Below are 12,938 nucleotides of genomic sequence, written 5' to 3'. Positions count from 1 at the left end.
CTTTGAGGACAGGCCCTAGGCCGAGGATGTCGGAGGTGCAGATGATCGCGGTCAGGTCGGGGTCGCGGTCGAGCAGCTGCCCGGCGGCGGTGGCACCGCTGGCGATGGTGTGGTCGAAGCGCTCGACGACGGGCACGTTGGCCCACTCGACGCCGACCGTGCCGAAGGTCTCGGCCAGCGCGGAAAGGCGGGCCCGCTGCACGTGGAAGTGGGCCTCGCGCTGCCGCTGCACGGACACGAAACCGTCGTTGCGGTCGCGGGCCAAGCGCATGCAGACCACGCCGATGCGGCGGTGGCCCAGCTCGATGAGGTGCCTGGCGACGGTGGCGATGGCCTCGCGGTCGTCGATGCCGACGCGGTCGACGGAGTCGACGTCGGGCTGGTCGCACACCACGGTCGGCACGGGCCGCTCCAGCACGGCGGCCAGGTGCGGGTCGTCGTCGGGCACCGAGTAGACGACGAAGCCGTCGACGCCCGCGCGGTGCACGGCCGCGACGTCCTCGCGCTCGGGGTTGGCCGGGACGAGCAGCAGGCCCTGACCGGCCTCCTCGCACGCCAGCGAGAGCCCTTCGAGGAACCCGACGGCGGCCGGGTCGCGGAAGGCGTAGGAGAGGTTCTCGGTCAGCAGCAGTCCGACCGCGCCCGCCTTGCGGGTGCGCAGGGACCGAGCCACCGGATCGGGACCGGGGTAACCAAGGCGCCGCGCGGTCTCCAGCACTCGGCGGCGCAGCTCGGGCGAGAGCTGGTCGGGCCGGTTGTACGCGTTCGACACCGTCGTCCGCGAGACCCCGAGTTCCGCTGCCAGAGACGCCAAAGTAGCGGGGCGCCGCGTGTTCATCGACCGCGCCATGACGTGACCGTAACGGTTCAGAACCACCGAGAGAAGTCCGGGTGACCAACCTGTGTTCAACTCAACAAATGCGCAGGTCAACGATCTGAACGCGACTGACTTTGGTCCAGACCAATTTGCGCATCTGTTCACTTCGCGGGATAAGGCTGCCCGATCGAGTGGAGGAGAGCGCTCTCGCGCCCTCCTCCACCGGAGCCCTAGCGGGCCGCCCACTCCTTGAGCAGTCCGGCGAGGGCGTCGGGCACTCCGGCGGGCAGCTCCGCGGTGCCACCGAGCACGAAGTCGGACACCGCGGCGACGGTCTCCTCGTCGCAGCCGAGCCGGGACAGGCCGACGGTGTTCACGCCGACCGCCTTGGCCGGGTTGCCGACGACGGTGGTGAACGGCTTGACGACCTTGCGGACCGCGGCGGCCATGCCGATCATCGCGCCGGGACCGATGTCGACCTGCTGGTGCACGGCGGCGGACATGCCGATGTTGGCGTAGGACCACACGTGGTTGTGCCCGGCGACGCGCGCGGACGGGGCCAGGGTGACGTTGTCGTCGACGCGCACGTCGTGCCCGATGTGGCTGTACACCAGGAAGAAGCAGTCGTCGCCGACGCGCGTCGGGCGGTGCGTGCCGCTGTGGATGGAGATGTGCTCGCGGAAGCGGTTGCGGTCGCCGATCACGACGCCGTGCTCGCTCTGCTCGCCCTCCCAGCCGACCACGTGGTGCGTGGCGCGGTTCTCCGGCGGCGTCCCGATGACCGCGCCGGGGCCGATCCAGTTCCCGTCGCCGATCCGCGTCGGCCCGAGGATGACCGCGTGCGGGCCGATCACGTTGTCCTCACCGAGCTCGACGCCGTCGCCGATGATCGCCGTTGGGTGAATGCGGTTCGCCATGCGCGCATCCTGTCAGGCCCGTCACACGCCCCTGTGACCAGTCCTGATCGGGCCCGGAGGCCACCTCACCCGTTTCGGTAGACTCGCCCGGACCTGCGACCCCGAGCACCCGAAGCGAGGCCGAAGACCGTGGTGGACGCGACCGACGGGTTCCTCACCAACCTCACGGCCGCGGCGAAGGCGGGAAGCCCTCTGGGGCGGGCCGACCTGACCGCGCTCGCCCACAGCGACGATCCCGCGGCCTTCCGCAAGCTCGGCAGGACACTGAAGTCGGCCACCGCCGAAGCCACCGGGCTGAGCGCGCCCAAGGTCGGCGTGCTCGCCACCTACACGGTCGGCCCGCTGGAGCCGATCCTGCGCGCGAGCCTGGCGGCGGGCGGGATGCTGCCGAGCTTCACCATCGGCGATTACGCCGCGTTCGAGCTGACGCTGTCGCGGGCGGACGACCCGCTCTTCGACGCCGGCCAGGACGTGCTGTTCTGCACAACCGACTCCTCCTACTTCCTGCCCAAGGACTGGAGCGGCAGCGATGTCGACGCGCTGACCGCCTTCATCACCGAGCGCGTGCAGTCCTTCCGCGGCCTGCTCGCCGACGTGGTGACCCGCGGCAAGACCACCGTGCTCACGCACACCGTCCCGCTGCCCGCCGTGGTCCGCGACGGCCTGGTCAGCTGGAGCGCGCGGGCGAAGGTCAGCCGCTGCTGGGCCCAGCTCAACGCCGCGATCCTGGAGCTGGCCGAGGAGCACTCGGCGATCGCCGTCGCCGACTTCGTCAGCGCGCTCGCCGACGAAGCCGTTGCGGCGCAGGACGATCGGCTGCTGCGCTTCGCCGATCTCCCCTACACCGACGCGGCGCTGATGGTGCTGGCCCGCGAGGCGCGGCGGTTCCTCCAGGCGAAGACCGGGCTCTCCCGCAAGGTCCTCGCGCTGGACCTGGACAACACGCAGTGGGGCGGCGTGCTCGGCGAGGTCGGCGCGGCGGGCGTCGAGCTGGGCGGGCTCTACCCGGGCAGCGCCTACACGGAGTTCCAGCGCAGCGTGCTCCGCCTGCGGGACCAGGGCGTGATCCTGGCGCTGGCGAGCAAGAACGACGCCGAGCACGTCGAGTCCGCGCTGACCGAGCACCCGGAAGTGTTGCTGCGCCCGGAGATGTTCTCCGCGAGCGCGGTCAACTGGTCGCCGAAGTCCGGCAACCTCAAGGCGATGGCGGCGCAGCTGAGCCTGTCGCCGAACTCCTTCGTGTTCATGGACGACTCGCGGTTCGAGCGCGGCGAGGTGACCGCGGCGCTGCCCGAGGTCGCGGTGATCGCTGCCGACGGCGACCCGGCCTACCTGGTGCGGAACCTGTTGCGCGGCGGGTGGTTCGACACCTTGGAGCTGACCGACACCGACCGCAAGCGCCCCGGGCTCTACAAGGCGCGGGCCGAGCGCGGGAACTTCGCCGAGGGCTTCGGTTCGGCCGATGACTACCTCAAGGCGCTCGAAGTCGTCGTGACCGTCGCCGAGGCCACCCCGTTCGACGTGGCCCGGGTCGCGCAGCTCGCCGCGCGCACCAACCAGTTCAACCTCACCGGCCTCCGCTTCGACCAGGCCGAGACCACCACGATGTCGGAGAGCGACGACCACGTCGTGCTGTCCTGCTCGGTGGCCGACCGCTTCGGCGACGAGGGCATGGTCGGCGCCGCGTGGGTGCGCAAGGACGCCGACGCGTGGGAGGTGCTCAACCTCGTGATGAGCTGCCGCGTGCTCGGTCGCGGCGTGGAGCAGGCCATGGTCGGTTGGCTGCTGCGGCAGGCCAAGGAAGCCGGAGCGGCCACGCTGCGCGGCACCTTCACGCCGTCCGCGCGCAACACCGTCTCGTCGAAGCTCTGGTCGCAGCTCGGCTTCGAGCACACCGGCGACCGGGAGAACACCCAGGTCCACGAGCTGGCCGTGGACGGCGCCGCCGACCTCGTGCCCGATTCGATCCAACTCAAGGAGAAGTGACGCAGTCATGGCGGACACGCAGTCGGTGACCGACGGGGTTCTGGACATCCTGGAGGACGTGCTGGAGATCCCGCGCGCGGACCTTGAGGCGCACCCGACCCTGCGCGATCACGAGAACTGGGACAGCATGGGCGCGCTGGAGATCCTCTCCCAGGTGGAGGGCCGCTTCGGCGTCCAGCTCGACCTGCGCGAGTTCAACGCGGCCAAGACCGTCGACGAGCTGGCCTCGGCCGTCAGCGCGGGGATCAAGTAGTGATCCTCGGCATCGACCACGTCGGCGTCGCGGTCAAGGACCCCGAGGCCGCGGGCAAGCTCCTCACCGCGCTCGGCATGTCGCAGGGCGAGACCGGCAACGCCGACGAGTACGGCGTCGCGTGCGAGTTCTGGGGCCTTTCCGGCAAGCCGGAAGAGGTCAGCGTCGAGCTGGTCTCCCCGACCCGCGAGGACTCCTCGATCCAGTCGCAGCTGGCGAAGAAGGGCCCTGGCGCGTACCACATCGCGCTGGAGGTCGACGACATCGCGGCGGAGATGACCCGGCTGCGTTCCCAGGGCTTCGTCCAGCTCGACGCCGAGCCGTGCGCGGGTGCTCGCGAAGGCATGCAGGTCGCCTTCTTCTACCTCGGCCGCGCCGCGGGCTTCCTCATCGAGCTCGTCCAGTACTCCACCCCCCGCCGCGCCCAGTAGCCCTCCTCACCCCGCCAACGGCCCCTTTGGTGCGTCTAACGCACTGAACGACCCGTTCAGTGCGCTCAACGCACCAAACGGGTCGTTCAGGGCTTAAGCGCTGGGTCAGGACGGCGGGGCGGTGGACTCGCGCACGACCAGGCGGGGGCGGAACACGCGGCTGTAGCTGCCGCCGGTGCGCCGCGCGCCCGGGGTGAGGCGTTGGACCAGCTCGTCAACGGCCGCGCGGGCCATCTCCGCGATCGGCTGGGCGAGCGTGGTCAGCGCCGGAGTGCAGTACGCCGCAAGGGGAATGTCGTCGAAGCCGACGATCGACATCTGCCCGGGGACAGAAAGCCCGCGCCGGTGGGCCTCGCGCATCGCGCCGAGCGCCATGTGGTCGGAGGAGCAGATGACCGCGGTCGGCGGAGCGGCGGAGTCGAGCAGCGTGGCCATCGCGGCGGCTCCGCCCTCGGCGCCGTAAGGTGCGTGCGCCACAAGGCTTTCGTCGGCGTGCAGGCCCGATTCCTCAAGCGCCGCAGCCCATCCGGCGCGCTTCAGCCGCGTCGGCAGTGACCGCGCCGGACCGCACACGAAGCCGATCCGCTTGTGCCCCAACTCAACCAGGTGGCGAGTCGCGAGGTATCCGGCGACCTGCTCGTCGACCGTCACGTCGGGAACGTCGAGCCCGGGCGCTCCGCCGTTGACGAAGACCATGTGCACGCCGTCGGCCAGCAGCCGCGCGTAGTAGGTCTCTCCACCCGCTTCGACGTTCGTGATCTCCGGGGACACGAAGACCATGCCCTCGACGCCGCGCGCGAGCAGCATTCGGACGTACTCCTCCTCGCGCAGCGCCCATCCCTCGGAGCGGGTGTTGCACAGCAGCGAGGAGTAACCGGCCAGCGAGGCGCGCGTCTCGAGCGCCTCCGCATAGGCCGGGAAGATCGGGTTCGACAGCTCGGGAACGAGCAGGCCGATCACCCCGGTTCGTTGCAGCGCGCCGAGCCCTCGCGGGCTGTACGGCAACTCCCCCAACGCTTCCAGCACTCGGCGCCGGGTCGCCTCGTTGACGCCCGCGCGCCGGTTCAGCACCCGGCTCACCGTCGAGATGCTCACGCCCGCGGCCTTGGCGATCTCGGCAAGACCTGCCACGCGCCCCTCCGTCTCACTGCCGTCGCGCCTGTGGTCGGCACCAGCCTGCCGAGGTCAGCAAGTTTTTGCAATGGGCCGAGGAATGTTGCAGCGATTTTGCCTAAGTTACTGGTTGGTTACGTGAGAACTCTTGACCAGACAGGCTCAACGGGTGTGAAATCCGCGTCATCCTCAACGCAAAAGCTTGCAGAAGCTGACTCGCCTGCCGCCGACGACGACGCGCAGGTACACGGAGGGAACGACAGCAACGATGCGACGCACACCCCTCGCGAAGAACCTCATCCGCGCCGCCGCGCTGACGGCGGCGGGAGCGCTCGCCCTCACCGGCTGCGGTGGCGGCTCCGGCGGCGGCAACGCCGGCAAGGTCGTCTTCTGGGACACCAGCGGCCCCAACGAACACCCCGTCTTCAAGAAGCTGGCCGACGGCTGCGCCACCAAGGGCGGCTACCAGGTCCAGTCCGAGCAGGTCGCCTTCGACCAGGCGCGCAGCAACTACAAGACCAACGCGCAGGGCGGGCAGGGTCCCGACGTCTTCCGCGCCGAGGTCGCCTGGGTCTCGGAGTTCGCCAAGAACGGGCTGATCCAGGACCTGACCGCGACCGACCTGGCCAAGGACGGCGCCGACTTCCTGGACGTGGCGGTCGGCTCAACCAAGTACGACGGCAAGACCTACGCCGTCCCGCAGGTCACCGACACCCTCGGCCTGCTCTACAACAAGAAGATGCTCGCCGACGCGGGCATCCAGCCGCCGAAGACGTGGGACGAGGTCAAGGCCGCCGGCGCGAAGCTCGGCGAGAAGGCCTTCTTCGTCAACAACGACGCCTACTACGCGCTGCCGTTCATCTACGGCGACGGCGGCGACCTGGTCGACACCGCGTCGAAGAAGATCACCGTGAACGCGGCGGCCTCGGTCAAGGGCGTGGAGACCGCGAAGTCGTTGCTGGACGCGAAGGCCGCGCAGACCGCGCAGGACCCGAGCAACTCCTACAACAACATGAAGGCCGCGTTCTCCGGCGGCCAGGTCGCGATGATCATCGACGGTCCGTGGGCCGTGGTGGACATCCTCAAGAGCGACGCGTTCAAGGACGCCTCGAACCTGGGCATCGCCGCCGTTCCCGGCGCGAGCGCGGGCAAGGGCTCCGGGCCGGTCGGCGGGCACAACTACGTGATCCGCCAGGGCACCAAGGCCAAGGACAACTCCATCAAGTTCATCCAGTGCATGAGCTCGGCGGAGTCGCAGGCCACCGTCGCCAAGGAACTGGGCCTGCTGCCCACCCGCAAGGCCGTCTACGACACCGCCGACGTCAAGTCGCAGGCCGTCGTCACCGGCTTCTCCGAGGCGATCAAGTCCGCGCACGCCCGCGCGTGGATTCCCGAGGGCGGCCAGCTCTTCGACCCGCTGAAGATCGGCTACGCCGACGTCCTCTCCGGCAAGAAGACCGCCAAGGTCGCGCTGGACGAGGTCGCCAAGACCTACAAGGACCAGGTCGTCAAGGAGTACTCGCAGGGCTGACCGACCGAGGCGCCCCTCACCACTGAGGGGCGCCTTCTCGGTCTCGGACACGGGAGTCAGGGACAGTGCGAGGGTTCTTCAGTCGGCACTGGTACGCCTACGCGATGGTGCTGCCAGCCGTGCTCGTCACGGGCGTTCTGGTGATCCTGCCGTTGTTGCAGGGCGCCTTCTACAGCCTCACCAACATCAACGAGTCGAACATCGCCAACCCGGTGCTCGACCGCCCGGCGAGCTACGAGTTCACCGGCCTGGAGAACTACGCGAACGTCCTCAGCGGTGACCCGTCCTACGGCAGTTTCTGGGACGTCCTGCTGCGCACCCTGATCTGGACCTTCGCCTGCGTCGGCCTGCACTTCGTCATCGGCCTCGCGCTCGCGCTGCTGCTCAACCGCCCGATGCGCGGACGCGGCGTCTACCGGGTGCTGCTGATCCTCCCGTGGGCCGTGCCCGCGTTCATCAGCGCCTTCGCCTGGAAGTACATGTTCAACGCGCAGTACGGGATCATCAACCAGCTCCTGCGCGCGGTGGGGCTGCCCGACTTCGTCTGGCTCGGCCAGTCCGATCTCGCGCTGGTCGCGGTCATCCTGGTCAACGTCTGGCTCGGCGTCCCGTTCATGATGATGACGATTCTCGGTGGCCTGCAAGCGATCGACGGCTCGCTCTACGAGGCTGCGGAGATCGACGGCGCCACCCCGTGGCAGAAGTTCCGCAACGTGACCATGCCCGGCCTGCGCTCGGTGTCCAGCACGGTGATCCTGCTCGGCACCATCTGGACGTTCAACATGTTCGCGGTGGTCTACCTGATCACCGGCATCAACCCGAACACCCGACTGCTGATCACCTACGCCTTCGAGCGCTTCTTCAACGGAGCTTCTCGCGACTACGCGATCGCCTCGACCTACGGCGTGCTGATCCTGTCCGTGCTGCTTGTGTTCGCTTCCGTCTACCGCCGGGCGCTTCGCCGGCAGGGTGAGGTGTGGTAGTTGAGCCTCGACGCTGTATCACTCAACACTGCCGCTTCTATCAAGGCGACGGAAAACGCCGTTGCGCCCAAGCCGATGGGTAAGCCCAAGCGCTCGCGGCTCGCCAGTTTCGGTTTGCACGGCACGCTCATCGTCGCGTCGCTGATCGCGGTCTTCCCGGTGTTCTGGGTCTTCATCACCTCGCTGAAGCCCGACGCCAAGGCCGCCGAGACCACGCCGACGCTGTTCAACGACTCCAGCCTGGACAACTACGCGAACATCCTGGCGGGCGACAAGGGCTCGTTCCTGTCCTGGTTCGCCAACTCCGCGGTGATCGCGATCCTGACCACGGTCATCTCGGTGTTCCTGTCGGCGACCGCCGCCTACGCCGTGAGCCGGTTCCGCTTCCCCGGCTATCGCGGAATGATGCTGTCGTTCCTGCTGATTCAGATGTTCCCGTTCGCGGTGCTGATCGTGCCGCTGTACAACATCCTGCTCTCCCTTGGCCTTCAGGGAACGAGCTTCGGCCTGGTGCTGGTCTACTGCACGACCGCGGTGCCGTTCTGCGCCTACATGCTCAAGGGCTACTTCGACGCGATCCCCCGCGACATCGACGAGGCGGGCCGCATCGACGGGCTCTCCCCGTTCGCCGTCTTCTGGCGGCTCGTGCTGCCGCTGTCGAAGCCGGGCCTGGCGGTCACCGCGTTCTACGCCTTCCTCACCGCGTGGGGCGAGGTCGCATTCGCCTCGGCCTTCCTTTCGGCCTCGGACGAGTCGAAGACGCTGGCCGTGGGCCTTCAGGTGTTCGTCCAGCAGAACCGGACCGAATGGGGCCATCTGGCCGCGGCCTCGATCCTCGTCGCGATTCCGGCGGTAATCGTCTTCTACCTGGTCCAGAAGTTCCTCGTTGCCGGGCTTGCCTCCGGAGCGGTCAAGGGGTAGCGCGCGTTATTGGTCTGAACCTTTATCGTTGAAGTGTCACCCGAGGGGCTGACGGAATCGTTCTGAACAGCTACCTTGACTTTCTCGCCGCTCAGTGAAGTGAAGGGACCCACACATGGCCGAGGTCGCCTACGTCAACGCGTCCCGGGTGTACCCGGGCAGCCCGCCGGTGCGGGCGGTCGACGAGCTGAAGCTGGACATCGCTGACGGCGAGTTCCTGGTCCTGGTCGGGCCGTCCGGTTCGGGCAAGTCCACCGCGCTGCGCATGCTGGCGGGCCTGGAGGACGTTGACGAGGGCGCCATCGAGATCGGCGGCAAGGACGTCACCAACGTCCCGCCGAAGGGCCGCGACATCGCGATGGTGTTCCAGTCCTACGCGCTGTACCCGCACATGACCGTCGGCGAGAACATGGGCTTCGCGCTGAAGCTTCGCGGTGTGCCGAAGCCCCAGATCAAGGAGAAGGTCGCCGAGGCGGCCAAGATGCTCGACCTGGAGAAGTACCTCGACCGCAAGCCGAAGGCCCTCTCCGGTGGCCAGCGGCAGCGCGTCGCGATGGGCCGCGCGATCGTGCGCGAGCCCAGCGTCTTCCTGATGGACGAGCCGCTGTCCAACCTCGACGCCAAGCTCCGCGTGGAGACCCGCGCCAACATCGCCGCCCTGCAGCGGCGGCTGGGCACCACGACGATCTACGTCACGCACGACCAGGTCGAGGCCATGACCATGGGCCACCGCGTCGCGGTGCTCAAGGACGGCCTGCTCCAGCAGTGCGACACCCCGCGCGCGCTGTACGAGACCCCGGCCAACGCGTTCGTCGCGGCCTTCATCGGCTCCCCCGGCATGAACCTCAAGACCGTTCCGCTGACCGCCGCGGGCGCGCAGCTGGACGGCCTGGAGGTGCCGCTGCCGAGGACCACGCTGGACAAGGTCGGCGCGGAGGGCCTCAAGGAGGTCACCTTCGGCGTGCGCCCGGAGTCGCTCGGCCTGGTCGGAGCGGACGAGGCGGGCATGGAGCTGACCGTCGAGCTGGTCGAGGAGCTGGGCGCGGACGCCTACGTCTACGGCTCGGTGCGCATCGGCGACCACCCGGAGCGCTTCATCGTCCGGGTCGACGGCCGCACCCCGCCCGCGCTGGGCCAGACCGTGCGCGTCGGCCTGCGCGACAACACCGAGATCCACCTGTTCAACCCGGAGTCCGGCGCTCGCATCAGCGGCTAGGGCCTCGGCGTCTATCGCATCACAATTCCGGCCCTCGTCCAGATCGACTGGACGGGGGCCGGTCTCGTGCTCGTATGGTGAACTCGACAACGGTTTCCATTACCTGTTCGAGTGTCGCCTAGGAGTGCCGCCCATGACCGTCCGCAACCCCCGGCTGCTCGTCGGCCTCACCGCCGCCGCGCTCGTGCTCACCGGCTGCGGCGGCGCGGCTCCCCAGGCTCCCCAGCCCGGCGGCTCCGGCACCGCCAAGCTCAAGGTCGTCGCCTCCACCGACGTGTGGGGCAACGTCGCCTCGACCGTGGGCGGCGAGGAGATCGAGGTCAAGGCGCTCATCTCCGGCGGCGGCGTCGACCCGCACTCCTACCAGGTCACCCCGGCCGACAGCGCCGCCGTGAAGGACGCGGGCCTGGTGGTGTTCAACGGCGGCGGCTACGACGACGCCATCGGCAAGCTGGTGCAGCCCAACGCCGTGGTCATCGAGGCCGTCAAGCTGGACGCGCACGCCAACGAGACCACCTCCGAGGGCGCCGACGAGCACGGCCACGACCACGAGCACGGTTCCGGCGGGCACAACGAGCACGTCTGGTACGACTTCGACACCGTCTCCAAGGTCGCCGACGAGCTGGCCGCGCGCCTGGGCGACCTGCGTCCCGCCGCCAAGGCGAAGTTCACCGAGAACGCCAAGAAGTTCAAGGACGAGGTCGGCGCGCTGGACAAGCGCGTGCACGCCTTCGGCGAGGCCAACAAGGGCGCGTCGGTCATCGCGACGGAGCCCGTCGCGGCGAACCTGATCACCCACGCCGGGCTCAAGGACGTGACTCCCGAGCAGTTCAGCAAAGCCGTCGAGGAGGGCAACGACCCGCCCGCCGCCGCCATCGCCGCGCTGGAGAAGCTGATCACCGGCAAGCAGGCCGTGGTGCTGATCTACAACCCGCAGACCGAGTCCGGGGTGACCAAGCAGGTCAAGACCAAGGCCGTCGCCGCGGGCATCCCGGTGGTGGAGTTGACTGAGACGCTGCCCCAGGGCAAGAACTACCAGCAGTGGATGAGCGCCCAGGTCGACGCGCTCGCCAAGGCACTGCCGAAGAAGTAGGAGAGCACGTTGGGTGTCGTGAGGTTGCGGGGCGCGCGGCTGGCGTACGGCCCGCGCGTGTTGTGGGACGGGCTCGACCTCGATGTCGCGCCCGGTGAGTTCCTCGCCGTGCTCGGCCCCAACGGCTCCGGCAAGACCAGCCTGCTGCGCGTGCTGCTCGGCCTCCAGCCGCTGTCCTCGGGCACCGTGGAGATCCACGGCGAGCCCGCGCGGCGCGGCAGCACGCGCGTCGGCTACATCCCGCAGCAGCGCTCCGTGGACGCCACGCTCAGCGTGCGCGGGCGCGACCTCGTGTCGCTCGGCCTCGACGGTCACCGGTGGGGCTTCGCCGCGCGCCGGTCGAGCCGCGCGCGGGTGGACGAGATCCTCAGCGAGGTCGGCGCCCAGAGCTACGCGCACACGCCCGTCGGCCTGCTCTCCGGTGGTGAGCAGCAGCGGCTGCGCGTGGCCCAGGCCCTCGTCGCCGGGCCCGAGGTGCTGCTCTGCGACGAGCCGTTGCTCTCGCTCGACCTGGCCCAGCAGCGCGTGGTCAGCGGCCTCATCGCCGAGCAGGCCAAGCTGCGCGGGGCCGGAGTGCTGTTCGTGACGCACGAGATCAACCCGATCCTGCCGTTCGTGGACCGCGTGCTCTACCTCGTGGACGGGCGCTTCCAGATCGGCACGCCCGACGAGGTGATGACCTCCGAGACGCTCAGCGAGCTCTACCGCACGCCCATCGAGGTGTTGCGCGTGCGCGACCGCATCGTGGTGGTCGGCGCCGAGCAGGACGGCGCGACCGTGCACCACCACGTCGAGGCGAAGGGCTGAGCGGCGTGGAGGACTTCTTCGGCAAGCTCTTCGACTTCAACGCCACCCTTGAGCTGCTCGGCTACGACTTCGTCCGCAACGCGCTGCTCGCCGCCGCCGTACTGGGCCTGGTCTCCGGCGCGCTCGCGCCCATGGTCGTGGCCAGGCGGATGTCCTTCGCCGTGCACGGCACCGCTGAGCTGGCTTTCACCGGCGCCGCCGCCGCTCTGCTCATCGGCACCAGCGTCGGCGGTGGCGCGCTCGCGGGCTCCGTGGTCGCCGCGTTGCTGCTCGGCCTGCTCGGTCAGCGCGACGGTGAACGCGACTCCGTCATCGGCGCGGTGTTGTCATTCGGACTAGGCCTGGGTGTACTCCTGCTCGCCCTGTACCCCGGGCGCACTTCAAACAAGTTCAGTCTGCTGATCGGGCAGATCGTCGGCGTCGACTCGGCCGATCTCGTGCTGCTGACCGTCGCCGCGCTCGCCGTTCTCGTGGTTTTCGGGTTCATCTACCGCCCGCTCTTGTTCGCGAGCGTCGACACCGAGGTCGCCGTCGCGCGCGGTGTCCCCGTGCGCGTGCTGACGCCACTGTTCGCGGTCCTCGTCGGCGTCGCGACCGCGCTCGGCGTGCAGACCGTCGGCGCGCTCCTGGTGCTCGCCCTGATGGTCACGCCCGGCGCCGCCGCGGCTCGCCTCACCGCGAACCCGACCATGGCGATCGTGCTCTCCGTGGTGTTCGCCGAGGTCGCCGCACTGGGCGGAATCCTGCTCTCCCTGGCGCCCGGCGTTCCTGTGAGCGCCTTCATCACCACGATCTCGTTCGTCATCTACCTGATCTGCCGTGCCGCAGGCACCGCCCGCCTCAAGTCCCTCTCCGCCCGCCGCGCCTGAC

Annotated in this window: 13 protein-coding genes; 10 read left to right on the top strand and 3 right to left on the bottom strand. The window is 69.1% G+C overall.

The window, feature by feature from the left end:
• On the bottom strand, window positions 1-850 hold an 850-nt coding region (locus tag CCN37_RS15600; protein WP_086821500.1), incomplete at its 3' end, for a LacI family DNA-binding transcriptional regulator.
• A gap of 197 nt (window positions 851-1,047) precedes the next feature.
• Window positions 1,048-1,734, bottom strand: coding sequence for a UDP-N-acetylglucosamine acyltransferase (locus CCN37_RS15595; protein ID WP_086821496.1), 687 nt, complete (start codon window positions 1,732-1,734; stop codon window positions 1,048-1,050).
• 129 nt (window positions 1,735-1,863) lie between these two features.
• On the opposite strand from CCN37_RS15595, the gene CCN37_RS15590 reads away from it, so the two are divergent.
• The 3 genes from CCN37_RS15590 to CCN37_RS15580 are packed head-to-tail and all read left to right on the top strand — an operon-like array spanning window position 1,864 to window position 4,404.
• Window positions 1,864-3,720 (top strand): HAD family hydrolase, encoded by a 1,857-nt coding sequence (locus tag CCN37_RS15590; protein ID WP_086821495.1) that lies wholly within the window; start codon window positions 1,864-1,866, stop codon window positions 3,718-3,720.
• Window positions 3,721-3,727: 7 nt separating this feature from the next.
• On the top strand, window positions 3,728-3,973 hold the full coding sequence (locus tag CCN37_RS15585; protein ID WP_086821494.1) for an acyl carrier protein: 246 nt from the start codon (window positions 3,728-3,730) through the stop codon (window positions 3,971-3,973).
• Complete coding sequence (locus tag CCN37_RS15580; RefSeq protein ID WP_086821493.1) at window positions 3,973-4,404, top strand: VOC family protein; 432 nt, start codon at window positions 3,973-3,975, stop codon at window positions 4,402-4,404. Before CCN37_RS15585 ends, CCN37_RS15580 begins: the two co-directional genes overlap by 1 nt.
• A gap of 105 nt (window positions 4,405-4,509) precedes the next feature.
• On the opposite strand, the gene CCN37_RS15575 is transcribed toward CCN37_RS15580, so the two are convergent.
• Window positions 4,510-5,535 (bottom strand): LacI family DNA-binding transcriptional regulator, encoded by a 1,026-nt coding sequence (locus CCN37_RS15575; protein WP_086821492.1) that lies wholly within the window; start codon window positions 5,533-5,535, stop codon window positions 4,510-4,512.
• Window positions 5,536-5,785: 250 nt separating this feature from the next.
• On the opposite strand from CCN37_RS15575, the gene CCN37_RS15570 reads away from it, so the two are divergent.
• The 7 genes from CCN37_RS15570 to CCN37_RS15540 all read left to right on the top strand — a co-directional run bounded on the left by CCN37_RS15570 (window position 5,786) and on the right by CCN37_RS15540 (window position 12,937).
• A complete protein-coding gene (locus tag CCN37_RS15570) occupies window positions 5,786-7,048 on the top strand; it encodes an extracellular solute-binding protein (protein WP_086821491.1) in 1,263 nt (420 codons plus the stop codon).
• A gap of 65 nt (window positions 7,049-7,113) precedes the next feature.
• A complete protein-coding gene (locus CCN37_RS15565; protein ID WP_246843072.1) occupies window positions 7,114-8,031 on the top strand; it encodes a carbohydrate ABC transporter permease in 918 nt (305 codons plus the stop codon).
• Window positions 8,032-8,952 carry a sugar ABC transporter permease gene (locus CCN37_RS15560; protein ID WP_371504253.1) on the top strand — a complete coding sequence of 307 codons (921 nt, stop codon included), beginning with the start codon at window positions 8,032-8,034 and terminating at the stop codon, window positions 8,950-8,952. It begins immediately after the preceding gene.
• Window positions 8,953-9,067: 115 nt separating this feature from the next.
• On the top strand, window positions 9,068-10,168 hold the full coding sequence (locus tag CCN37_RS15555; RefSeq protein ID WP_086821489.1) for an ABC transporter ATP-binding protein: 1,101 nt from the start codon (window positions 9,068-9,070) through the stop codon (window positions 10,166-10,168).
• A 133-nt stretch (window positions 10,169-10,301) separates the two neighbouring features.
• The gene (locus tag CCN37_RS15550; RefSeq protein WP_086821488.1) at window positions 10,302-11,261 is read left to right on the top strand and encodes a metal ABC transporter solute-binding protein, Zn/Mn family; all 960 of its coding nucleotides are present in this window, start codon (window positions 10,302-10,304) and stop codon (window positions 11,259-11,261) included.
• Between the two features lie 18 nt (window positions 11,262-11,279).
• Window positions 11,280-12,068, top strand: coding sequence for a metal ABC transporter ATP-binding protein (locus tag CCN37_RS15545; RefSeq protein WP_371504250.1), 789 nt, complete (start codon window positions 11,280-11,282; stop codon window positions 12,066-12,068).
• 5 nt (window positions 12,069-12,073) lie between these two features.
• Window positions 12,074-12,937, top strand: a complete 864-nt coding sequence (locus tag CCN37_RS15540) for a metal ABC transporter permease (protein WP_371504248.1) — start codon at window positions 12,074-12,076, stop codon at window positions 12,935-12,937.
• The last annotated feature ends 1 nt before the right edge of the window (window position 12,938 follow it).

Origin of the sequence: Allokutzneria sp. NRRL B-24872, assembly GCF_002155965.1 — a bacterium.
Classification (GTDB): Bacteria; Actinomycetota; Actinomycetes; order Mycobacteriales; family Pseudonocardiaceae; genus Allokutzneria.
This window is presented reverse-complemented; position numbering and strand designations above follow the sequence as displayed.

What these genes read in the sequence shown, in the direction of transcription:
- CCN37_RS15570 (WP_086821491.1), top strand. Translation starts at nt 5,786, where the DNA reads ATGCGACGCACACCCCTCGCGAAGAACCTCATCCGCGCCGCCGCGCTG.
- CCN37_RS15595 (WP_086821496.1), bottom strand. Translation starts at nt 1,734, where the DNA reads ATGGCGAACCGCATTCACCCAACGGCGATCATCGGCGACGGCGTCGAG.
- CCN37_RS15550 (WP_086821488.1), top strand. Translation starts at nt 10,302, where the DNA reads ATGACCGTCCGCAACCCCCGGCTGCTCGTCGGCCTCACCGCCGCCGCG.
- CCN37_RS15585 (WP_086821494.1), top strand. Translation starts at nt 3,728, where the DNA reads ATGGCGGACACGCAGTCGGTGACCGACGGGGTTCTGGACATCCTGGAG.
- CCN37_RS15555 (WP_086821489.1), top strand. Translation starts at nt 9,068, where the DNA reads ATGGCCGAGGTCGCCTACGTCAACGCGTCCCGGGTGTACCCGGGCAGC.